General features: G+C 69.6%; 20 protein-coding genes and 1 pseudogene. 4 read left to right on the forward strand and 17 right to left on the reverse strand.

Annotation, left to right across the window (positions count from 1 at the left end; all coding sequences use genetic code 11):
• Nucleotides 1-28 precede the first annotated feature (28 nt).
• From ABZX90_RS07470 to ABZX90_RS07480, 3 genes and pseudogenes are all read right to left on the reverse strand, one after another.
• Nucleotides 29-342, reverse strand: a pseudogene (locus ABZX90_RS07470) (ABC transporter substrate-binding protein); the annotation flags it as partial.
• Nucleotides 343-647: 305 nt separating this feature from the next.
• Nucleotides 648-944, reverse strand: coding sequence for a DUF3039 domain-containing protein (locus ABZX90_RS07475; protein ID WP_103554931.1), 297 nt, complete (start codon nt 942-944; stop codon nt 648-650).
• 86 nt (nt 945-1,030) lie between these two features.
• Entirely contained in the window at nt 1,031-1,603 is a 573-nt protein-coding gene (locus tag ABZX90_RS07480) for a YqgE/AlgH family protein (protein WP_351122768.1), read from the reverse strand.
• A gap of 281 nt (nt 1,604-1,884) precedes the next feature.
• On the opposite strand from ABZX90_RS07480, the gene murA reads away from it, so the two are divergent.
• Nucleotides 1,885-3,231 (forward strand): UDP-N-acetylglucosamine 1-carboxyvinyltransferase, encoded by a 1,347-nt coding sequence (gene murA, locus ABZX90_RS07485; protein ID WP_351122770.1) that lies wholly within the window; start codon nt 1,885-1,887, stop codon nt 3,229-3,231.
• 114 nt (nt 3,232-3,345) lie between these two features.
• Here the strand turns inward: murA and ABZX90_RS07490 are convergent, their stop codons facing one another.
• From ABZX90_RS07490 to ABZX90_RS07515, 6 genes are all read right to left on the reverse strand, one after another.
• A complete protein-coding gene (locus ABZX90_RS07490; protein WP_007382399.1) occupies nt 3,346-3,627 on the reverse strand; it encodes an HU family DNA-binding protein in 282 nt (93 codons plus the stop codon).
• A 373-nt stretch (nt 3,628-4,000) separates the two neighbouring features.
• Complete coding sequence (locus tag ABZX90_RS07495; RefSeq protein ID WP_351122773.1) at nt 4,001-5,434, reverse strand: NAD-dependent malic enzyme; 1,434 nt, start codon at nt 5,432-5,434, stop codon at nt 4,001-4,003.
• 445 nt (nt 5,435-5,879) lie between these two features.
• Nucleotides 5,880-8,270 carry a UvrD-helicase domain-containing protein gene (locus ABZX90_RS07500; protein WP_351122776.1) on the reverse strand — a complete coding sequence of 797 codons (2,391 nt, stop codon included), beginning with the start codon at nt 8,268-8,270 and terminating at the stop codon, nt 5,880-5,882.
• A gap of 83 nt (nt 8,271-8,353) precedes the next feature.
• Entirely contained in the window at nt 8,354-9,136 is a 783-nt protein-coding gene (locus ABZX90_RS07505; RefSeq protein WP_351122778.1) for a zf-HC2 domain-containing protein, read from the reverse strand.
• 38 nt (nt 9,137-9,174) lie between these two features.
• Nucleotides 9,175-9,705, reverse strand: coding sequence for a sigma-70 family RNA polymerase sigma factor (locus ABZX90_RS07510; protein WP_037619265.1), 531 nt, complete (start codon nt 9,703-9,705; stop codon nt 9,175-9,177).
• A gap of 225 nt (nt 9,706-9,930) precedes the next feature.
• Nucleotides 9,931-10,518, reverse strand: a complete 588-nt coding sequence (locus tag ABZX90_RS07515; protein ID WP_355202260.1) for an ABATE domain-containing protein — start codon at nt 10,516-10,518, stop codon at nt 9,931-9,933.
• 242 nt (nt 10,519-10,760) lie between these two features.
• Here ABZX90_RS07515 and ABZX90_RS07520 point away from each other — a divergent pair, with 242 nt between their 5' ends.
• Nucleotides 10,761-11,315: an anthrone oxygenase family protein gene (locus tag ABZX90_RS07520; RefSeq protein ID WP_351122784.1), complete on the forward strand. Its 555-nt coding sequence runs from the start codon at nt 10,761-10,763 to the stop codon at nt 11,313-11,315.
• Here the strand turns inward: ABZX90_RS07520 and ABZX90_RS07525 are convergent.
• The 3 genes from ABZX90_RS07525 to ABZX90_RS07535 all read right to left on the reverse strand — a co-directional run bounded on the left by ABZX90_RS07525 (nt 11,264) and on the right by ABZX90_RS07535 (nt 14,507).
• Entirely contained in the window at nt 11,264-12,415 is a 1,152-nt protein-coding gene (locus tag ABZX90_RS07525; protein WP_351122835.1) for a uroporphyrinogen-III synthase, read from the reverse strand. The two genes, ABZX90_RS07520 and ABZX90_RS07525, sit on opposite strands and share 52 nt — an antisense overlap.
• 123 nt (nt 12,416-12,538) lie before the next feature.
• Nucleotides 12,539-13,921: a nitrate/nitrite transporter gene (locus ABZX90_RS07530; RefSeq protein WP_351122786.1), complete on the reverse strand. Its 1,383-nt coding sequence runs from the start codon at nt 13,919-13,921 to the stop codon at nt 12,539-12,541.
• 190 nt (nt 13,922-14,111) lie between these two features.
• Entirely contained in the window at nt 14,112-14,507 is a 396-nt protein-coding gene (locus ABZX90_RS07535) for an SgcJ/EcaC family oxidoreductase (protein ID WP_355202264.1), read from the reverse strand.
• Between the two features lie 238 nt (nt 14,508-14,745).
• On the opposite strand from ABZX90_RS07535, the gene ABZX90_RS07540 reads away from it, so the two are divergent.
• The gene (locus ABZX90_RS07540) at nt 14,746-15,873 is read left to right on the forward strand and encodes a sigma-70 family RNA polymerase sigma factor (RefSeq protein WP_355202267.1); all 1,128 of its coding nucleotides are present in this window, start codon (nt 14,746-14,748) and stop codon (nt 15,871-15,873) included.
• A 63-nt stretch (nt 15,874-15,936) separates the two neighbouring features.
• Here ABZX90_RS07540 and ABZX90_RS07545 read toward each other — a convergent pair whose 3' ends face one another.
• Nucleotides 15,937-17,085, reverse strand: a complete 1,149-nt coding sequence (locus ABZX90_RS07545) for a hypothetical protein (protein WP_355202270.1) — start codon at nt 17,083-17,085, stop codon at nt 15,937-15,939.
• A 337-nt stretch (nt 17,086-17,422) separates the two neighbouring features.
• On the opposite strand from ABZX90_RS07545, the gene ABZX90_RS07550 reads away from it, so the two are divergent.
• Complete coding sequence (locus tag ABZX90_RS07550) at nt 17,423-17,866, forward strand: hypothetical protein (RefSeq protein WP_355202273.1); 444 nt, start codon at nt 17,423-17,425, stop codon at nt 17,864-17,866.
• Here the strand turns inward: ABZX90_RS07550 and ABZX90_RS07555 are convergent.
• From ABZX90_RS07555 to ABZX90_RS07570, 4 genes are read right to left on the reverse strand one after another with little or no spacing between them, the layout of a single operon-like run.
• Nucleotides 17,849-18,451 carry a hypothetical protein gene (locus ABZX90_RS07555; RefSeq protein WP_355202276.1) on the reverse strand — a complete coding sequence of 201 codons (603 nt, stop codon included), beginning with the start codon at nt 18,449-18,451 and terminating at the stop codon, nt 17,849-17,851. The genes ABZX90_RS07550 and ABZX90_RS07555 overlap by 18 nt on opposite strands.
• Before the next feature lie 5 nt (nt 18,452-18,456).
• On the reverse strand, nt 18,457-19,818 hold the full coding sequence (locus tag ABZX90_RS07560; RefSeq protein WP_351122802.1) for a hypothetical protein: 1,362 nt from the start codon (nt 19,816-19,818) through the stop codon (nt 18,457-18,459).
• A 26-nt stretch (nt 19,819-19,844) separates the two neighbouring features.
• Nucleotides 19,845-20,147, reverse strand: a complete 303-nt coding sequence (locus tag ABZX90_RS07565) for a hypothetical protein (RefSeq protein WP_351122805.1) — start codon at nt 20,145-20,147, stop codon at nt 19,845-19,847.
• Entirely contained in the window at nt 20,140-20,757 is a 618-nt protein-coding gene (locus ABZX90_RS07570; RefSeq protein ID WP_355202281.1) for a hypothetical protein, read from the reverse strand. Before ABZX90_RS07570 ends, ABZX90_RS07565 begins: the two co-directional genes overlap by 8 nt.
• Between the last annotated feature and the right edge of the window lie 40 nt (nt 20,758-20,797).

A 20,797-nucleotide genomic window follows, 5' to 3' on the forward strand; every position in this document is an offset into this window, starting at 1 on the left:
ACTTCCTCCCCGGTCCAAGGGCCGGGGATTCCGCCGTCACCGACTGCCGGGCCGTCGGATGGGTGTCCCCGGACTCGCTCCGGGCGGCGAACTCCCTTGTGACGTCGACGAGTCCGCCGGCCTTCACATGACCGGCCGAGTCCGTGCCGCCGTACTCGATCACGCCCGGGGCACTCTTCGGGTCGTTGAAGGCTGCCTTGACGCGCAGGGCGTGCCGTTCTTCTCGTCCTTGCCGAAGGCGGAGTCGCCGGAGGGCCGGGGAGCGCGGGCCGCGGCGGCGACGAGGGCCGCCAGGGCGGCCGCGGGCCGGGCCGCTGGGAGTCCGGGGGCAGGGAGCTTCATCGAGCATCCTCCGTGAGGGTGCGTTGCGTTGCGACATACGCAACGGCAGTTTTGCTCTGCACAACACTCCGGAGGCTAGGCAGTACAGGAACATGCCCACAAGAGGTCTCAACCCCTCCGTGACCACGCGACGCACTCCGTGCAACGCTCAGCCCTCGACGGCCTCCCCGCCGGCGAGGACCGTCCCGGCCCGCTCCTCCCGCCGAACAGAGAACCCACGCACGACAAGGCCGCGGCGCCCCTCACCAGGGGCGTCGCGGCCATGGACGATCTGCGCGGCGTACCGCGCCGGGGGAAACCCGGCGTTACTTCTTGTCGCCGCCCTTGCCCTGGTCGCCGCCGGCGCCCATGGACTCGAAGATCTCCTTGCACATGGGACACACGGGGTACTTCTTCGGGTCGCGGCCCGGTACCCACACCTTGCCGCACAGCGCCACGACGGGCGTGCCGTCCAGCGCGCTCGCCATGATCTTGTCCTTCTGGACGTAGTGGGCGAAGCGCTCGTGGTCCCCGTCGCCGTGCGACACCTGCGGCGTCGGCTCTACGAGGGTCCCCGTCCCCGTGCCTCGCTGGGGCTGGGTCTCAGGCTCAAGAGTGCTCATGAAGCCAAGGGTACTGGGGCTCACGCCCATCAGTTGAGGGAAGGGTCGCGTGCCGGTCACGGGCCGGTCGGGGGCCGGTGCGCCGGTCAGTTCAGGGAGGCGTCGTCGGGGTAGGTCGCCACCATCGCCAGCTCGCTGCGCTGGCGGCGCAGGACCTCGCGCCACAGACGCTCCGGCGACGGGGAGGAGACGTCTCCCGGTTCGGACTCGACGACGTACCAGGCGCCCTCGACAAGTTCGTTCTCCAGCTGGCCCGGGCCCCAGCCGGCGTATCCGGCGAAGATGCGCAGGGAGCCGAGGGCCGCGGCGAGCAGCTCGGGCGGGGCCTCCAGGTCCACCAGACCGATCGCTCCGTGCACACGCCGCCAGCCGAGTGGCGCACGCTCCCCCGCGGCACCTCCCGGGATGACCGCCACCCCCAGCGCCGAGTCCAGCGAGACTGGGCCGCCCTGGAAGACGACACCCGGTTCTCCGGCCAGTCCCGCCCAGGCATGCAGGATGTCGCCGACGTCCACCGGGGTCGGGCGATTGAGGACGACACCGAGGGAGCCCTCCTCGTCGTGGTCGAGGAGCAGCACCACCGCGCGATCGAAGTTCGGGTCCGCCAGGGCGGGCGTGGCCACGAGCAGCCGCCCTGTGAGCGAGGACACCTCGGTCATGCCAGACATGATCCCGCACATTCCCTTCAAGTGGGGAGCCAATGCGCGTACGGGAGTGAATGCAGCTCAGGGCGCAACGAAGCGTTACCCGCGCACGCCGGGACCGGTGACCCCGTGTGCCCGATTCGGAACGGTTCGTGTTGTGGCCAAGCTATGACGCAGCTGAGTCCTCCTCGGGCTTACTGCGCCGGGGTGGGCGGCCATTACCCTTGCTGTTCGGCTCCCGTACGACCGGCCTGCCGACGACCCACACCTGCCCAACTCATCGGAACGCGAGATACATGACCGTCAACGGCCCTGACGATGTACTGCTTGTCCACGGCGGAACCCCGCTCGAGGGCGAGATCCGTGTCCGCGGTGCGAAGAATCTCGTACCGAAAGCCATGGTCGCCGCCCTGCTGGGCAGCGGGCCGAGCCGGCTGCGCAATGTCCCCGACATCCGCGACGTACGCGTCGTGCGCGGGCTGCTGCAGTTGCACGGTGTGACCGTCCGCCCGGGTGAGGAGCCCGGTGAGCTGATCCTCGATCCCTCGCACGTCGAGAGCGCGAACGTCGCCGACATCGATGCCCACGCGGGCTCGTCGCGCATCCCGATCCTCTTCTGCGGCCCGCTGCTGCACCGCCTCGGCCACGCCTTCATCCCGGGCCTCGGCGGCTGCGACATCGGCGGCCGGCCGATCGACTTCCACTTCGAGGTGCTGCGGCAGTTCGGCGCGAAGATCGAGAAGCGGGAGGACGGCCAGTACCTGGAGGCCCCGCAGCGGCTGCGCGGCACCAAGATCCAGCTGCCGTACCCGTCCGTGGGCGCGACCGAGCAGGTGCTGCTGACCGCGGTGCTCGCGGAGGGTGTCACGGAGCTCTCGAACGCGGCCGTGGAGCCGGAGATCGAGGACCTGATCTGCGTCCTGCAGAAGATGGGTGCCATCATCGCGATGGACACCGACCGGACGATCCGCATCACCGGTGTCGACTCGCTCGGCGGTTACACCCACGCGGCCCTCCCGGACCGCCTGGAGGCCGCCTCCTGGGCTTCCGCGGCGCTGGCGACCGAAGGAAACATCTACGTCCGCGGCGCCCAGCAGCGCTCGATGATGACGTTCCTGAACACCTACCGCAAGGTGGGCGGTGCCTTCGAGATCGACGACGAGGGCATCCGCTTCTGGCACCCGGGCGGCCAGCTGAAGTCCATCGCCCTGGAGACGGACGTCCACCCCGGCTTCCAGACGGACTGGCAGCAGCCGCTGGTCGTCGCCCTGACGCAGGCCACCGGCCTGTCCATCATCCACGAGACGGTGTACGAGTCCCGGCTGGGCTTCACGTCCGCGCTGAACCAGATGGGCGCGCACATCCAGCTCTACCGCGAGTGCCTCGGCGGCTCCAACTGCCGCTTCGGCCAGCGCAACTTCCTGCACTCCGCGGTCGTTTCGGGCCCGACGAAGCTCCAGGGCGCCGACCTGGTCATCCCCGACCTGCGCGGCGGCTTCTCGTACCTCATCGCGGCGCTGGCGGCGCAGGGCACGTCCCGCGTCCACGGCATCGAGCTCATCAACCGCGGCTACGAGAACTTCATGGAGAAGCTCGTGGAGCTGGGAGCGAAGGTCGAACTGCCGGGCAAGGCGCTCGGCTAGACGGCGCGGCAGACGTACGTACGACGATGGGGCGGCCCCCCTGAAAGGGGCCGCCCCATCGGCGTTGCTGCGCCTCGCACGTGTCCCGCGTCCGCAGGAACGTACCGGCTGAGCCTACTTGCCCTTGGCGGCTTCCTTGAGCTTGCTGCCCGCGGAGACCTTCACGCTGTAGCCGGCCGGGATCTGGATCGGGTCGCCGGTCTGCGGGTTGCGCGCGGTGCGAGCGGCACGGTGGGTGCGCTCGAAGGTCAGGAAGCCGGGGATGGTGACCTTCTCGTCGCCCTTGGCGACGATCTCGCCGACGGTCTCGGCGAAAGCGGCCAGAACGGCGTCGGCGTCCTTGCGGGTCACCTCGGCGCGGTCGGCCAGCGCGGCCACCAGCTCACTGCGGTTCATGTTGTTACTCCCGTGTTCTTCTTGCTGTTGAGGCGTGCCACGCGGCGGAGCCGCATATCGGGCACAGTGAAGCCGATGCTGCCAGGGTCCTCGGTCGGCCCCCGGACCCGGGTCCGTAGCCAGACCGTCGCGCCCGAAGACGCATCCTGCCCCCACCTGCGGCGGGAAAGCCAATCCGGCACCCCTGGGAGTCAAACGAACACCCTTGGGGGTCACACGGAAAGGCCTGCGAGGCCTGAGCCTGGCCGCCACCCTAGAGGCGGCCACTGGCCCCGCGTTCCGCGACGCGCCGGGTTCCAGGCGGGCGTGGCGCCCGTCACAGGCGTGACGACGGCCGCAATCACGCGGTCGTACGCCCCCGGCTCGACCCGTGCTACGCGGTCGTGTTGGCCGCTGCCGTCGCCCCCGCCGCCTTCGCCGCGTCGCGCACCGCTCCGGCGACCGCGCCCGCGACCTTGTCGTTGAAGACGCTGGGGATGATGTAGTTCGCGTTGAGCTCGTCCTCGGTCACCACGCTCGCGAGCGCGGTCGCGGCGGCGAGCATCATCTCCGTGTTGACGGTACGCGACTGGGCGTCCAGGAGGCCGCGGAAGACGCCCGGGAACACCAGGACGTTGTTGATCTGGTTGGGGAAGTCGGAGCGGCCGGTGGCCACAACTGCCGCCGTCTGGCGGGCGATTGCCGGGTCGACCTCGGGGTCGGGGTTCGCGAGCGCGAACACGATGGCGTTCTCGGCCATCGAGGCCACGTCGTCGCCGTCGATCACGTTCGGGGCGGAGACACCGATGAACACGTCGGCGCCGCGCACCGCCTCCTTCAACGTGCCCGTGAGACCTTCGAGGTTGGTGTTGTCGGCGATCCAGCGCAGCGGCGAGTCCGCCGCGGCGTCGACGAGGTCGGCGCGGTCCGCGTGCACGACGCCGTGGATGTCGGCGACGACGGCGTGCTTCACACCCGCGGCGATGAGCAGCTTGAGGATGGCCGTACCGGCCGCGCCGGCGCCGGACATGACGACCTTGATGTCGCCGATCGCCTTGCCCGCGACGCGAAGTGCGTTGGTCAGGGCGGCGAGGACGACGATGGCCGTGCCGTGCTGGTCGTCGTGGAAGACGGGGATGTCGAGGGCCTCGCGCAGCCGGGCCTCGATCTCGAAGCAGCGCGGCGCGGAGATGTCCTCCAGGTTGATGCCGGCGAAGCCGGGGGCGATCGCCTTCACGATCTCGACGATCGCGTCGGTGTCCTGGGTGTCCAGGCACAGCGGCCAGGCGTCGATGCCGGCGAAGCGCTTGAAGAGGGCCGCCTTGCCCTCCATGACGGGCAGCGCGGCCATCGGGCCGATGTTGCCGAGGCCCAGCACGGCGGAGCCGTCCGTCACGACCGCAACGGAGTTGCGCTTGATGGTGAGGCGGCGGGCGTCCTCGGGGTTCTCGGCGATCGCCATGCACACCCGGGCCACACCCGGGGTGTAGATCATGGAGAGGTCGTCACGGTTGCGGATCGGGTGCTTGGACTGCATCTCGATCTTGCCGCCGAGGTGCATGAGGAACGTACGGTCCGACACCTTGCCGAGGGTCACGCCCTCGATGTGCCGCAGCTGCTCGACGATCTCGTCGGCGTGCGCGGTGGAGGTCGCCGCGATGGTGACGTCGATCCGGAGCTTCTCGTGGCCGGACGCGGTCACGTCGAGGCCGGTCACCGAGCCTCCGTGGGACTCGACGGCCGTGGTGAGCTGGGAGACCGCGGTTCCGCTCGCGGGCACCTCCAGCCGGACCGTCATCGAGTAGGAGACGCTGGGCGCCGTTGCCATGGCCGACTTCCTCTGCTTTCACCGTGTCACTGCTTTGTGCCGTCCGATCGTCGCACCTACCCCTGAGTACGGGGTAGTCGCCCTGGATTGCGAACGTTTTGTTCGCCGGAGGGCCGCGTTCTCGGCATTTTCGGAAAACGGGTTCCACCATACGAGAACCGACAGGACAACGAAAGAGACCCACGTCACGGGTGACGTGGGCCTCTTCAGGTCCTTCGGTGAAGGACGACGTTCAATGACACCGACCCGCCATGCTCGCCTCGCGGCAAGTGGTCGCTCGTAGCGACGAAGGTTGGGCCCGGGGGCTTGGATCGGGTCGGTGCCACGTCAAAGGTAACAAAGGATTCCCGTAAGGCAATTCCCGTCCCGGGAGTTCTTTTCGGCCGGGACGGGGCGGCTGGGCGGTCACCGTCCCCCGCCCGGGGAGCGGGGGACGGTGACCGCGTCAGTCCCGCAGGAGATCGGGGACGCCGTTCGGGTCGGGGTCGTCGCGGTCGCTGGAGACGACGGTGAGCTGCTGCGTGGCCCGGGTCAGGGCCACGTACAGGACACGCAGTCCGGCGGGCGACTCGTCCGCGATCTCCGCGGGCGACACGACCACCGTCGCGTCGTACTCCAGCCCCTTGGCCTCCAGGCTTCCCAGGGCCACCACGCGGTCCCCGAGCCCGGCGAGCCAGCGGGCGGCCTCTTCGCGCCGGTTCATGGCGACGACGACACCCACGGTGCCGTCGACCCGGTCCAGGAGATGTGCGGCCTCGGCGCGCACGGTCTGCGCGAGGGAGTCCCGCACGACGGCGAACCGGGGTTCGACGCCCGTGGACCGTACGGCGGACGGCGACGTCGAGCCCGGCATGGCGAGGGCCAGGACCTTGGCTGCCAGCTCGGCGATCTCGGCCGGGTTGCGGTAGTTGACCGTGAGGGTGAACCGGCGCCGGGGCCGGGTGCCCAGGGCCTCGTCACGGGCCTCGGCCGCCTCGTCGGGGTCGGACCAGGAGGACTGGGCCGGGTCGCCCACGACCGTCCAGGTGGCGTGCCGGCCGCGCCGGCCGACCATCCGCCACTGCATGGGCGTGAGGTCCTGCGCCTCGTCGACGATGACGTGCGCGTACTCGGTCCGCTCCTGTGCCAGCCGCTCGGCACGCTCGCGCTGGGTCTCCTCGCGCTGGGGCATGAGCTCCTCAAGACCGGTGAGGTGGTCCAGCGGGTCCAGCTCGCGCCGCTTCCTGGGCCGGGCGGGTGTCCCGACGATCGCCTCCAGCTCGTCGAGCATCGCCACGTCGTGCACGGAGTGCCCGTCCCGCTTGAGCGAGCGCGCCACCCGGCGGACCTCGCCGGGGTTGAGGATCCGGCGCGCCCAGCGCCCCAGCCGCCGTTCGTCGGCCATGGCGTTCAGCACCCCGCGGGGGGTCAGCTCCGGCCACCAGGCCTCCAGGAACGCCAGGAAGCTGTCCTCCAGGGCGACGTCCTCGTCGAACGAGGACCGCAGCTCGGCGGCCAGCTCCGGGTCCGCGTGCCGGGTCCCCGCGCCCGACTTCGCCCACAGCGCGTCGAGGAGCAGCTTGCGGGCGCGCGGCCGCAGCAGGTTGACCGGCGCGGTCCCGCCGAGCGCGTTGTTCTTGATGCGGTCCAGTTCGGCCGACTCCAGCTCCAGCCGGCGCCCGAAGGCGACGACCCGCAGCCGGGTGGGGGGACCGGCGGGGGCCGTCTCCGGCTCCCCGAGGGCGAGCTGCCCGGAAGTACCGCCGGCCGCGCGGGCCGGCGACTCCAGCGCCCCGCGCGCCGCCTTCCGGAGCACCTTCAGCATCCGGTACGAGCCCTTGGCGCGGGCCACCGCCGGGGAGTCGTACAGCGTGGCGCCCACGCCGTCGACGAGCGAGCCGATCGCCCGGATCGCGACCTGGCCCTCCTCGCCGAGCGAGGGCAGCACGCCCTCGGTGTAGGCGACGAGCAGCGGGGTCGGGGAGACGATCAGGATGCCGCCCGCGTACCGGCGGCGGTCCTGGTAGAGGAGGTAGGCGGCCCGGTGCAGGGCCACCGCCGTCTTGCCGGTGCCGGGGCCGCCCTCGACGTAGGTCACGGACGCGGCGGGGGCACGGATCACCATGTCCTGCTCGGCCTGGATCGACGCCACGATGTCGCGCATGGTGTGGCTGCGGGCCTGCCCGAGCGCGGCCATGAGCGCACCGTCACCGATGACGGGGAGCTCGCGGCCGTCGAGGGAGGCCTTGACCTCCGGGCGCATCAGGTCGTCCTCGACGCCGAGGACCTTGCGGCCCTTGGAGCGGATGACCCGGCGCCGTACGACCCGGCCGGGGTCGACCGGGGTGGAGCGGTAGAACGGGGCCGCGGCCGGCGCCCGCCAGTCGATGACCAGCGGCGCGTAGTCGGCGTCCAGGACGCCGATACGGCCGATGTGGAGCGTCTCCGCGATGTCGGCCGTGTTGTCCTCGCGGATGGAGCCCTCGGCGGCCTCCACCGCCGTGTAGGCCCCGTCGGGGCCCTTCGTGCCGTCCTTCCCGCGGAGCAGGTCGATACGGCCGAAGAGAAAGTCCTCGAACTCGTTGTTGAGACGGTTGAGGTGGATTCCTGCGCGGAACACCTGGGCATCCCGCTCTGCGAGCGCCCCCGGTGTACCGACGTGACCGCGCTGGGCGGCGTCGTGCATCAGGAACTCGGCCTCGTGGATCTTCTCCTCGAGGCGCCGGTAGACCCGGTCCAGATGTTCCTGTTCGACGCTGATCTCACGGTCCCGTACGGAGTCGTCCTTGACGGATTCGTCCGGTACGGAAACGTGGACCGAGCCGAGCGCGGTTTCCTGCTGAGCCTGAGCGGCCACCGGGCCCCCTTCTGACGTGCTGGGCAGCCGTCAACCGTACGCGAAGGGAGGCCCGTGAGGCTACGTGCGCGCCCGGAGTCCGCTCACGCGTTCACCTCGACCAGCCGCTTCCCCTCGAAGGTCATGACCTCGAAGTGGTCGATCTGGTTCGGTGTGAAGGCCGCGCCGCCGTGCACGTAGAGGGGCTGCTTGGCCTCCTCGTTGTTGGCGTTGGCGAGGCCGTAACCCCGGTCCGGGACCGCCCAGGAGGTGACCGTCTCACGCTCGCCGTTCTTGCCGACGGCGATCAGGGAGCACTTGAGCGGGCCCTTGACGTTCTTGAGCTGGAGGACGGCGTGGGTGCCCCAGTCCTTCGGCTCGACGGCGACGACGGCGTTGACCTTCGTGCTCGGGTCCGTGGCCTCGGCCTTGTCCGTCATGACCTGGAAGGCGGCCTTGGCGGGGCTCGTGGCGTGCGCCTCCGGGATGTTCGTGCCACCGTCGCCGCCGCCGTTGACGGCCATGACGGTCAGCGGACCACCGATGATCAGCGCGGCCGCGGCCGCCACCAGGTACATTCCGCGCCGGCGCTTCTGGACGCGCCGAGCCGAGACCTCGTCGACCAGCCGCTCCGCGAGCCGTGGGCTCGGGCGGGCCGAGAGGGACTCCCCGATGGCCGGGCTGCCCTGCGAGGCGGGCAGGTCCGCGAGCGCGGCGAGCATCGGCTCCATCCCGGCGAGCTCGTCGAGCTGCTGGGCGCACCACTCGCAGGTCGCGAGGTGTTCCTCGAAGGCTGTCGCCTCGGTGTCGTCCAGGATGCCGAGGGCGTAGGCGCCGACGGTCTCGTGGATGTCCCCGGACCCTTGCTGTCCTCGTGGACCTTGCATGGCTCCCGGCCCACCTGTTCCGTAACCCCCGTACGTGTTCATGCCGTCACCCCCCGCTCCTCCAGCGCCAGCTTCATCGAACGCAGGGCGTAGAAGACCCGTGAGCGCACAGTGCCGCTGGGAATGCCGAGCGTTTCGGCCGCCTCATTGACGGTACGCCCTTTGAAGTATGTTTCGACCAGTACTTCCCTGTGAGCAGGGGTCAGGTCGTCCAGCGCGTCCGACAGTGTCATCAGCCACAACGCCTTGTCGATCTCGTCCTCCGCGGGGATGACCTCCAGCGGCGACGGGTCGACCTCCTGCGGCCGGGCCTGCCGACTGCGGTGGCCGTCGATGACGATGCGTCGGGCGACCGTCACCAGCCAGGGGCGTACCGAACCGGTCGCTCGATTGAGCTGGCCGGCGTTCTTCCAGGCACGGATGAGTGTTTCCTGCACGACGTCCTCGGCGCGCTGCCGGTCTCCTGCGACCAGGCGCAGCACATAGGCCAGCAAGGGCCCCGCGTGTTCCCGGTACAGCGCACGCATCAGCTCCTCGTCGGGTTCGGTCGACGAAGACTGCTGAGACATGCGATGTCGGGCCCTTGGCCTGTGTTCATCAGCCACGGCTGAATCCTTGCGCACGCCTACCTCCGGTGTCCGGGGGTTCCCCCAGTCGGTCGCTCATCACCGGGTACGTGTGTAGGTACGCGGGTGTTCAAAGTGTTCAGAGTTTTTTCTGTTGAAGATGTGTAGACACCGAAAAGAATGCGTATCGATCACCTCTGGTTACTGGAAGATCACGTACGGATGTGATCAGGCGCGTGCCAGAGCCGCCCGGCGTCGGTGCCGGGCCACTCGCTCCCGGTTGCCGCACACCTCGCTGGAACACCAGCGTCGGCGGCGGCCCCGCGATGTGTCGAGGTAGACGATCGGACAGTTGTCGCCCTCGCACTGTCGCAGACTAGCCCTCGCCGGCGGGTCGGTGAGCAGATCGAGGGCGTCCCGGGCCACCACGGAGAGCAGTTCGGCACAGCCGGGTGGGGTGTGCAGCCCGCGGCGCAGCGAGCCGTCGTCGGCGCGGACGGCCCAGGGTGCGGGCGGTGCGGCGAGGGCGAGGGCGTTGACACGGGCGAGCGCGCTGTCGGCGGGCCGCGCGTCCAGTTCACCGCGCACCAACTGGGCGATATGTCCGCGCAGTTCCTGGAAGCCGAGCAGCCATGCCGCGTCCACGGTGGCCAGCGGCGTTCCCACCGGCACCAGCCCGGACGCGACGACCCAGGCACCCAACCGGGCGGCCGAGTCGAGGCGTTCCTCGGGATGGGTGGTCGCCGTCAGGTCCAGGCAGATCCGCCCGGAGTCGAACCGCAGCTCGTACGAGGCTGTGGCCATGCCCGATGCCATGCGCCTGTCACCGCCTTGGGGTCACCCGCCGTCGTACCCCCTACAGTGCATGCCCCGGCGCCCCGCCGGAAGACTCAGTACCGCCCCCTTACCGGACGCGCACCGGACGCGTACCGGACGCGTGCGGACCCGGGGTCCCGGACGGTGCCCGACGTCGCGGCGACCGTGTGGTGGACGTCCGCGTATGCGGCCGCGCGCCTCGGCCATGTCACCCGCGCCCGCCGGTCGGTTGACTGAGGGACATGACGGACAACAACACGGAGCGGCACGGCACCGCCGCAGGCGTACTGGGTGCGGCCACGGTCGCGATGGGGCTGATCGCCGGGGTCTTCTACATCTTCGCCTGCGCGATCATGCCGTCGCTGGCCCGCAGCGACGACCGCGTCTTCATCGAGGTCATGCAGAACATCAACGACGTGATCCAGAACCCGGTGTTCTTCCTGAGCTTCCTGGGCGCGCTGGTACTGACGGCGGTCGCCGCCCGGCAGTCGCGCGGCGCGCCGAACCGGCGGTGGGTGTTCGCCGCCCTCGCCGCCTACACGCTCGTCCTGGTCGTCACCATGGCCGTGAACATCCCGCTCAACAACGACCTCGCGGACGCCGGCGACCCTTCACAGATCGCCGACCCGGCCGCCGTACGGGACCGGTTCGAGGACACCTGGGTGGCCTGGAACGTCGTACGGGCCCTGCTGTCGACGTTCGCGCTGGCCTGCCTCGCCCGTGCCCTGTTCCTGTACCGGCGGCCTCAGACGTCGGCGTACTTGGAGTCCGCGGCGGGGTCGAGCGCGAGCCGGTAGCCCCGCTTGACGACGGTCTGGATCAGCTTGGCCGCGCCAAGTGCCGTACGCAGCCGGGCCATCGCGGTCTCCACGGCGTGCTCGTCGCGGCCGGCGCCGGGCAGCGCGCGCAGCAACTCGGCGCGCGCCACGACCCATCCGGGCCGCCGCGCGAGGGCCCGCAGCAGCGACATCCCGGCGGGCGGTACGGGCCGCAGTGCCCCGTCCACCAGGACCGCGTGCCCCCGGATCTCCACCTGGTGCCCGGCGATGGGCAACGACCGTGCCCGGCCGGGCAGTTCCTTGCAGAGCAGCTGTACGAGGGGGCCGAGCCGGAAGCGCTCGGGCTGGACGGTGTCGATGCCGTGGGCCTGCAACGGCAGCGCGGTGACCGGGCCGACGCAGGCGGGCAGGACGTCGTGGTGCAGCGCGGCGAGGAGTTCCGGGAGCAGGCCCCGGTCCTCGGCCCTGGACAGCAGGGAGGCGGCGGCGGGCGCGCTGGTGAAGGTGAGCGCGTCCAGGCCGCGGGTGAGGGCCGCGTCGAGCAGCCGGTCGACGGGCCCGATGTCCTCCGGCGGCATCCACCGGTACACGGGCACGGGGACGACCTCGCCGCCGGCCGCCCGCAGCGACTCCACGAACCCGGGCAGCGGTTCACCGTGCAGCTGTACGGCGATACGGCGGCCGTCGACGCCCTCTTCGAGCAGCCGGTCGAGCACCTCGGCCATCGATTCGGAGGACGGCGACCAGTCCTCGGTCAGGCCCTGGGCCCGTATGGCGCCCTTGACCTTGGGCCCGCGGGCCAGCAGTTCCACCCCGCGCAGCCGTTCGATCAGTTCCTCGCCGAGGCCCCAGCCGTCGGCGGCCTCGACCCACCCGCGGAATCCGATGGCGGTGGTGGCCACCACCACGTCCGGCGCGTGGTCGACCAACTCCTTGGTCGCGGTGAGCAGTTCGCCGTCGTCGGCGAGGGGCACGATCCGCAGGGCCGGCGCGTGCACGACGGTGGCCCCGCGCCGCTGGAGCAGCACGCCGAGCTCGTCGGCCCGGCGCGCGGCGGTCACTCCCACGGTGAACCCGGAGAGAGGCCCGTGGTCGGGTCGCTGCTGTTCGTCGTACATGGCTCTCGTCTCGCGCTCGTCGAGTCGTCGTACGGGGTCTGTGCTGTCGTACGTCCGTGGCTGAGCCGAGCCTGTCAACGCACCGTGACAGGCTCGGATCAACGTGATGTCGGGCGTGTTACGTCACACCTCCGCGTAGCTGAGCTGGGACTTCGCCTCGGTGGCGGAGGTGGCCCGTGCTCCGGTGGCGGCCGGGCGGCGAAGGTATACGGCCCAGGTGACCACGAAGGCGACCGCGTAGAAGGCGAGGAAGGTGACGAAGGCGCCGGTGCCGGAGCCGGAGCTGAGGAACGACTGCCGGAAGGCCAGGTTGATGCCGACGCCGCCGAGCGCGCCCACGGCACCGATGAGTCCCATGGAGGCACCGGAGAGCCGGCGTCCGTAGCGGGCGGCCTGCTCCCCTTCGAGCCCCTTCGCCTCGGCCTTCCGCTGGAAGATGCCGGGGATCATCTTGTACGTCGACCCGTTGCCGAGCCCGCTGAGCACGAAGAGCACCACGAAGACGCAGACGAAGACCGGCAGCGACTTCTCGCTGCTGGCGACCACGAGGATCCCGGTCGCCGCGGCCATGGCCACGAAGTTCCACAGCGTGATCCTGGCGCCGCCGTAGCGGTCGGCGAGCCATCCGCCGACGGGCCGGATCAGGGAACCGAGCAACGGGCCGATGAAGGTGAGGTAGGCGGCCTGGAGCGGCGTACGACCGAACTGGACCTGAAGCACCTGCCCGAAGGCGAAGGCGTAGCCGATGAACGACCCGAAGGTCCCGATGTACAGGAACGCCATGATCCAGGTGTGCGCGTCCTTCGCGGCGTCCAGGGCCGCGCCGGTGTCGTTCTTCACGGAGGCGATGTTGTCCATGAAGAGGGCGGAGAGGACGGCGGCCACCACGATGAGCGGGATGTAGATCCCGAGGAGCACCCGCGGCCCGCCGCTCGCGCCGATGATGGCGAGCGCCACCAACTGGATGACGGGGACGCCGATGTTGCCGCCGCCCGCGTTGAGGCCGAGCGCCCAGCCCTTCTTCCGCAGCGGGAAGAACGCGTTGATGTTGGTCATGCTGGAGGCGAAGTTGCCGCCGCCGATGCCGGCCAGCAGGCCCACCACGAGGAAGGTGTTGAACGAGGTGCCCGGCTCCATCACCACGAACGCGGCGACGGTCGGCACGAGCAGCAGACTCGCGGACACGATGGTCCAGTTCCGGCCACCGAAGAGCGCGACCGCGAAGGTGTAGGGCACCCGCACCACCGCGCCGACCAGCGTCACCATCGAGGTGAGCAGGAACTTGTCGGCCGGGGTGAGTCCGTACTCAGGCCCCATGAACAGGACCATCACCGACCACAGGGTCCATATGGAGAACCCGATGTGCTCGGACAACACGGAGAAGAACAGGTTCCGCCGGGCGACCTTCTCCCCCTTCTCCGCCCAGAAGACCTCGTCCTCTGGATCCCACTCCTCGATCCAGCGACCGCCCCGCGCAGGGGCCGTACTCGTGGCAGGGGCAGTCATCTCACGCCTCCGTTGGTTCTCCGGGCTTACTGGGCTGCTGTTTCCCGAAGGTAGGGAGGACGCGTTTCCGGCCCTGAGGCTGTGAGTGACCGGAAGGGAACGTTGCTCTCACCCGGTCCCGGACCCGGCGGTGAGGACGGGGCGGGACGGGTGGAGGCCGCGTCGGGGGCGGCACCGGGCGGCTCGTGCGTCAGGCGGCGGCGTTGTGGTACGAGGTGATGGCCCAGCTCCCGTCGGCGGGATCGCGGACGAGTACCCAGGTCGCACGGCGCAGCCGGTCGGCGGGCAGCCCGCTCTCACCGGCCAGGAGAATCCCGGCCTCGCTGACGACGACGGCGGTACCGGGGCGCGGGAAGCGGATCCGCCGGGGCTCGTCGAGCGGCCGGGAGCCCTTCAGCGGTCCGTCGAACGCGGCCGCCATGTAGGCGCGGATCTCCTCCCGGCCGTCGTGGAAGACGCCCGGCATCACGACCGTCGCGTCCTCGGTGTAGAGATCGGCGAACGCGTCGGCGTCGTGGTCCGCCCAGGCGGAGTAGAGACGGTCGATGACGGAGCGGATGTCCTGGCTGGTGTCCGTGGCGTTCATGATGATCCTTCTCCTCGGATGGGTTCGTTGCCGGTACGTACTTCCGCTGACGCCGGAACTCATCGGTGCCGGGAGCGATGAATTCCGGCGCCCCCGGAGGTACGTACCGGCGAGCGACGAACCCGAAGAGCCGAGCCGCGAGGCCCCGAGAAGCCGAACCGTCGAGGAACCGAGCCGCCGAGCCGCCGAGCCGCCGAGTCACCGAGGCACCGAGGCACCGAGGCACCGAGGAGCAGACATGGAGAAGCGCATCGACGAGGACCGCGACGGTTCCGACGACCGCGACGACCGCGACGACCGCGAGGACTTCGACGGCCGCGGCGGCCGCGACGGTTTCGACCGGCACGACGACTCCGACAACCGCGACGACTTCGACAGCCGCGACGACTTCGAGGAACGGACGGCCCCCTACCGCGGCGAGCTGCTGACGCACTGCTACCGGATGCTCGGTTCGGTGCACGAGGCCGAGGACCTGGTGCAGGAGACGATGCTCAGGGCCTGGCGGGCGTACGACCGCTACGACGCGGAGCGCGCGTCCCTGCGCACCTGGCTGTACCGCATCGCCACCAACACCTGTCTGACCGCTCTGCGCGGCCGCGCCCGCAGGCCCCTGCCGTCGGGCCTGGTCGGCGCGCTGGAGGATCCGGGGGCACCGATGACACTGGGTGCGGAGGTGCCGTGGCTGGAACCGTTCCCTGACGGAGGCGGAGCCCGGCTCGCCTTCGGTGCCGGGGCCGCGGCCGGGGATCCCGCCGGAGTGGTCGTCGCCCGGGGAAGCCTGCGCCTCGCGCTGATCGCCGCGATGCAGCTCCTTCCCCCGCGTCAGCGGGCGGTCCTCATCCTGCGGGACGTACTGGCCTGGCCGGCGGCGGAGGTGGCCGAGGCCCTAGGCACCTCGACCGCATCCGTGAACAGCGCGCTCCAGCGGGCCCGCGCACGACTGGGCGAGGCCGGCCTGACGGAGGAGGAGGTGACGGAACCACCGGACCACGAGCAGCGCGCGGTGATCGACCGCTATCTGCGCGCCTTCGAGGACGCCGACCTCGACGCCCTGCGCGCCCTGCTCACCCAGGACGTCATCCTGGAGATGCCCCCGGTCCTCAACTGGTACGTCGGCCCCGACGCCTACGTCGCCTTCATCGCCCGCGTCTTCGCGATGCGCGGCACGGACTGGCGCCTGCGTCCTACGTCGGCGAACGGCCAGCCCGCACTGGCGGCATACGTCCGCGGACCGGGCGACGAGGCGCACCTCCTCCACACCCTGCAGGTGTTCACAGCGGACCGTGGCGCGGTGAGCCACACGGTGGTCTTCCAACTCCCCACAGCCTTCACGGCGTTCGGGCTGCCGGAGGTGTGGGAGGGGTAGGCGCCGAGTCACCCAGCAGGGGGCTGAGGGCCACTGAGGCGACTGAGGCCGCCTCGCGTGGGGTTACGAAGGCTGCTGGGGGTACGGGGGCTGCTGGGTGTAGGGGCCGGCACCGGGTTGCGCGGGGTACGGGCCGCCCTGCTGGGAGGCATAGGGATTGCCGGGCCGGCCTGCGGCGGCAGCAGGAGGCTGCTGGCTGTACGGGCCGGCGGCTTGGGACCCGTAGGAGCCCGGAGCAGGGGGGTAGGCCTGCGGTTGGGGGTGAGCGGGGCCTTGGGCTTGACTGTGGGCGGGGGCGGGGGCGGGGGCCGGGGCGTGGGCGGGAGCGGGTCCCGGTACGGGTGCGGGGGCGGGGGCGGGTGCGTAACCCTGGGCCTGGCCTGGGGCGTAAACCGGAGTTTGGGCCTGGCCTGGGGCGTAAACCGGAGCTTGGGCCTGGCCTGGGGCGTAAACCGGAGCTTGGGCCTGGCCTGGGGCGTAACCCGGAGCTTGGGCCTGGGCCTGACCTGGGGCGTGCGCCGTCGCTTGGGCCGGGGCTTGGACCTGGCCGGCATACGGGGCATGCGAGGCGTACGGGGTGTAGGGGCCGCCGTACGGGCCGGCCGCGTGTCCCCCGTACCCGGCCGTCGGCGGCAGATACCGCACCCGCCCGCCCTCCTCCGTCACGGGCGCGAACCCGGCAGCCCGCAGCAGTGCCGCGAACTTGGCGTTGCGCTTGCGCGTGACGACGAGGCCGATCCCGAGGACGACCATCACCACGGCCCACAGGACTCCGGCCACGGTGTAGGCGACGGAGTCCCCGCCCGCCCGGACCCCGAGGACGACACACCCGGCGGTGAGGCCGAACGCCGCGTACACCATCCGCTTCTCGGCGTTCTTGCCGGTGAGGTCGAAGTTGATGCGGGCCTTGAGGAGTTCCAGCGCGTCAGGGACGACAGGGGGCAACGACACTCCGTCCGCGGCCTGCGGATACTGCGCCCAGTTCTGCGCGGCACGCGCCTGAGCCTGCGGGCCGGGATCGGGCACGATGAGCATCGTGAGCGCGTTGTTGCGCCCGCTGCCCTGGCGTACGTCCGCGTACTCGTAGCCGAACTGCTGGGCGAGGAAGGCGAGTCGGGCCAGCTTCTTCACCGAGGCCATGGGACTCGTGAGCTGTACCGCCTCCCCCGAGGCCACCAACCGAAACATCTGCCGGATCTGCCGCTTGCTCACGCCGCCCCCAACTCCCCACCGTTCCCACCCGTTCACACCAGCAACCGGCCCAGCCTTTCACGCGCTCTCATCCCAGCAGAACCACGAAGCAATCCGATTTACCGGGCCTTGACCCTATTTTGACAGGGCGGCGAAACGAAGCCGGCCTCTCCCCAGAGGCAGCCACCGTGATGGACCTCCTCCGTGGCGCCCACTATCGTCAATCCGACTTCGCAAAGGAACGGGAGACTCCATGTCCGTCGGATCAGGGCCCGGACGGCCCGAGGCGCGGAGCCCTCGGCACTCGAAGGTCCAAAACGCCGCATTCGCTGCAGGACTCATTCTCGTCCTGGCGACCATGATCCTCGGAGCCTTCGCGGGCGTTTCCCTGACCACCGGCCTGGCGGACGATTCCTTCCTCTCGCCCGCGGTGCCGGAAGACGGACGCAGCGCTCTCGTCATCGGCGGCATTGGCATGGGGGGGCTGACCGGGCTGTTCCTCCCTCTGATCCTTTTGGGTCTCGTGCGGGGGACGGAGGAGAAACCGCGACTTCGAACGGCGGAGGCCCTCCGAAAAGTGCTGGCCGTTCTTGTGTTTGATGTGTATCTGCTGGCCGTGTCCGTAGTCGTGGCCCAACTCGGCTGGGTCCTCCCCGAAGGCCTGACCGTCCTCCTGAGTGTCTTCGTCATCGGCTTCAGCTGGATGCCCCTGGCCCTGATCCCATGGGAGAGGTTCGGGCTGACCGATGTAGGGGCACGGCTTGGCTCACGCAACGGGTCGGACTCAAACAAGCCTGATTGATTCGGCCAAGGCATCGGCCACTGTCGCCAGTTCGTCGCCCAGCCCGAGAGAGGTCCAGAGCAGACGGGATTCCAACGCCACCGGGTGCAGACGAGGCACGATGTAGTGGGCGACACCTTCCAGTACCTCACCGTCCGCGGATTCGGGGGCGCTCGGCTCCAGACGATGGACCCGTATGGCGGATCCCATCGGCAGATCGACTTCCGAGATCGCGGGCTTCCCGAAGAAGGGCCCTTCAGCCAGCTCAGCCTCCCGCCGGAAGGCTTCCAGGCACAGCAGCTCCGGAGAGACATGCAGTTCTCTCACGGTATAGCTCGCCAACACGGAGCTGCCCGGGGGGACCAGCAGCGCTGCGCATAGTGCCCGCTGGCGAATCGCAGCAGCCCAGTACCACAGGACATCCTCAGCAAACGCGTCGCGCCGATCGGCTGGAGCATCCGCGCCGACGTGCTGTTCCGCGACGGAACGAGCCCAGACCTGCGGATCGACCGTGTCGAGGTCGAAGACCAGCCAGCTCTCGGGGGCGGGCAGCTCGATCCTGCACTCACCCCAGCCTCGGCCCGAAGCCTCCGCACGAGCTACCACGGCAGTCACCTTCCCGCGAGAGCGGCGTCAGAGCCAGTGACATCGATCTGCGGATCGCCCCCGAACAACCCCTTGAAGCTGTACGAGTCGGAACTCGCTCCGGTTCCAGTGGCCGCGAGAGCCCACGAGTTGTAGTGCATCGCCTGCTTGAATGCATCCGGCGTTCCGATGAAGTGCAGGTCTGCCGCGCTGACATTGCTCATGCGACTGAGCTCGTCCACCATGCCTGGCCCAACGTACATGCTGGCCAGGCCGCGCACTCCGCCGACGTTCCAGGCATTGCGGACGGCTGAGACGTTGTCACTCACCTTAAGGACATCGCGCCAATTGCTCCGGATGGTTCCTAGGTCGTCCGCAAAGGAACGCGGGAGCCCTTTGAACGCCGCTCCGAGGCTGACATCCGGTCGCGCAGAGCGAGCAACGGCCCCGGCACGCGCACCCACCATCTCCTCGACGAGAGCTCGACGCGCCACCGAGGTGAGCCCGGGATTCCAACCACGCACGTACTGCGTCGCCGCGGTCCAGACCTTGCTGCGTCCGACTGTGGCGGCGAGCTTCGATCCCGCTGAAAAGACCCGCCCGATACCGAACGTCGCCAGCCCCAGGACGTCCAAGGCCACGTCCTGCCACGATCCATCGCCGTTGATCAGGAGCAGCACATGGCAGATGAGCGACAGAGCGGTCATGACGAGCGCGATGGTGCCAAGGACACCGGCAATCGCCTGTCCAATGATGGGGATCCAGCCGACCAGAAGCGACACCACTCCGCACACGGCTGCCACGGCCCCGGCGATCTTGCTGATCAAGGTCAGTGAATCGCGCAGGTCGTCCAACCAGCTGTCGTTGAGGCCATCGCCCTCTGCCACGTCATGGATACGCTTCGCCGCCGTGTCACCCGCGCCTTTGTGGCGGGACTTCAGGGTGGCCAGCTTGCCGCGCAGCCCGTCCAGACCGTCTTGCAGGTCAGTTGCCTTCTTGTCGAGCTTGTCCTGGCCGTCCTTGTCCGTGTCTTTGGGTGGGTTGCCGGCTCGGGACTTCGCCGATGCCAAGTCCGCCGCTTGCGTTTCGGCTTGTCCGAGGAGCCCGTCCGCCTCTTTCTGGATCGTCTCGAGGTCGGTGTAGTACTCCTTGAGCGCGGCGCCGGCCTCTTCGTAGCGGCCGTGTGCCCTGCTCACGGTCTTCGCAGTGTCGCCGGCCTTCTCGGCGAATTCCCGCCCCGCCTTCGAATCCCAACTTTTCTGATCTCCGACTCGACGCAGCGCGGCCGCGGTGTCGGAGATCGTCTTGGCCGTAGCGGCGAAGCGGAGTGCCAGCGACTTCAGGTCGTGCACATCACCGGGAACGGGGTCACCGCTCTCGTCCAGCACTTCCCAACGGTAGTCGGCCGGACGACTCACTTCTTCTGCCCCTTGCCGACCAGAGCGCTGTAGAGCGCGGTGTCGAGCTCGACGTATGCCTCGGACGCCTTCTTGGCGATGGTCCCCAGTCCCTCGATTTCCTTGATCATCTTATTGCGGTTGTCGTCCCAGTCATCGGAAAAGTCCTGCAGTCTCTCGTGCAGCAGCTTGTGTCCGACGGTGCGCAGGTCGTAGGACTCCATGAGTTTGTCGAGTCCCTCGAACTCCGTTGCCACCGAGCGCAGTCCGGTTCCGACTGCGTGCAGATCGGTGGTGGACACTCTGAGTCGCTCACTCATCCGGGGTCCCCTTCACGTCTTCGTTCCGCGCCTGCCAGCGCAGAGTTCCTGCGATCGCGTCGAAGAGCTCTACCATCGCGTCCGCGATCGGCTCCATCGGAGTGCTGAACGTGAGCATCAAGGACTCGTCGCCCCCGGGCGTCGGCACGAAGTACTCAACGATGGTGTCGTCGAACTCCGATCCCAATTTCCGTGATTCACGCGTTCGTTCAGTGCGACGCCGCCGAGCGGCCTGTCCTGCCGCCGGCAGCCTCACAGGCGCCACTTCACCCTTTCCGGCGAGAGCTGCGACGGCATCGAGGCTGTCGAACCGCTGATGAAGGCGGGAGACGAGGAGTGAGGCGGACAACGGGATGCCGGCAGCCTCCAAGAACGACAGGTAAAGCACCACGCCGCCTTGATCGACTCCCGCAAGTGCGGCACCCATCAGCTGCTCCTCGGCTTGACGGCGCAGAACAGGCTGGTCGTCAACACCAGCGAACTGCCGCCGAATCAGGGCGCTGACGGACGCCTCTCGACGCTCCTGCGACTGAAGCGGGATGCGATACCAGTCCTCGGGCGTGATCAAGCCGAACACGCCGCTGCCGCCGACAGGCTGGGGTGATGTCACTTTCCCGCCCACTCCCCTTCTGTCGGTCACTGGGGTGCAC

The organism is Streptomyces sp. NPDC002935 (genome assembly GCF_040611295.1).
GTDB lineage: Bacteria > Actinomycetota > Actinomycetes > Streptomycetales > Streptomycetaceae > Streptomyces.

Bases quoted from the DNA above. Each gene is read 5' to 3' on its own strand.
- ABZX90_RS07475 (WP_103554931.1), bottom strand. From the start codon at position 944: ATGAGCACTCTTGAGCCTGAGACCCAGCCCCAGCGAGGCACGGGGACG.
- ABZX90_RS07480 (WP_351122768.1), bottom strand. From the start codon at position 1,603: ATGACCGAGGTGTCCTCGCTCACAGGGCGGCTGCTCGTGGCCACGCCC.
- murA (WP_351122770.1), top strand. From the start codon at position 1,885: ATGACCGTCAACGGCCCTGACGATGTACTGCTTGTCCACGGCGGAACC.
- ABZX90_RS07490 (WP_007382399.1), bottom strand. From the start codon at position 3,627: ATGAACCGCAGTGAGCTGGTGGCCGCGCTGGCCGACCGCGCCGAGGTG.
- ABZX90_RS07495 (WP_351122773.1), bottom strand. From the start codon at position 5,434: ATGGCAACGGCGCCCAGCGTCTCCTACTCGATGACGGTCCGGCTGGAG.
- ABZX90_RS07505 (WP_351122778.1), bottom strand. From the start codon at position 9,136: ATGCAAGGTCCACGAGGACAGCAAGGGTCCGGGGACATCCACGAGACC.
- ABZX90_RS07510 (WP_037619265.1), bottom strand. From the start codon at position 9,705: ATGTCTCAGCAGTCTTCGTCGACCGAACCCGACGAGGAGCTGATGCGT.
- ABZX90_RS07515 (WP_355202260.1), bottom strand. From the start codon at position 10,518: ATGGCATCGGGCATGGCCACAGCCTCGTACGAGCTGCGGTTCGACTCC.
- ABZX90_RS07520 (WP_351122784.1), top strand. From the start codon at position 10,761: ATGACGGACAACAACACGGAGCGGCACGGCACCGCCGCAGGCGTACTG.
- ABZX90_RS07525 (WP_351122835.1), bottom strand. From the start codon at position 12,415: ATGTACGACGAACAGCAGCGACCCGACCACGGGCCTCTCTCCGGGTTC.
- ABZX90_RS07530 (WP_351122786.1), bottom strand. From the start codon at position 13,921: ATGACTGCCCCTGCCACGAGTACGGCCCCTGCGCGGGGCGGTCGCTGG.
- ABZX90_RS07535 (WP_355202264.1), bottom strand. From the start codon at position 14,507: ATGAACGCCACGGACACCAGCCAGGACATCCGCTCCGTCATCGACCGT.
- ABZX90_RS07540 (WP_355202267.1), top strand. From the start codon at position 14,746: ATGGAGAAGCGCATCGACGAGGACCGCGACGGTTCCGACGACCGCGAC.
- ABZX90_RS07550 (WP_355202273.1), top strand. From the start codon at position 17,423: ATGATCCTCGGAGCCTTCGCGGGCGTTTCCCTGACCACCGGCCTGGCG.
- ABZX90_RS07565 (WP_351122805.1), bottom strand. From the start codon at position 20,147: ATGAGTGAGCGACTCAGAGTGTCCACCACCGATCTGCACGCAGTCGGA.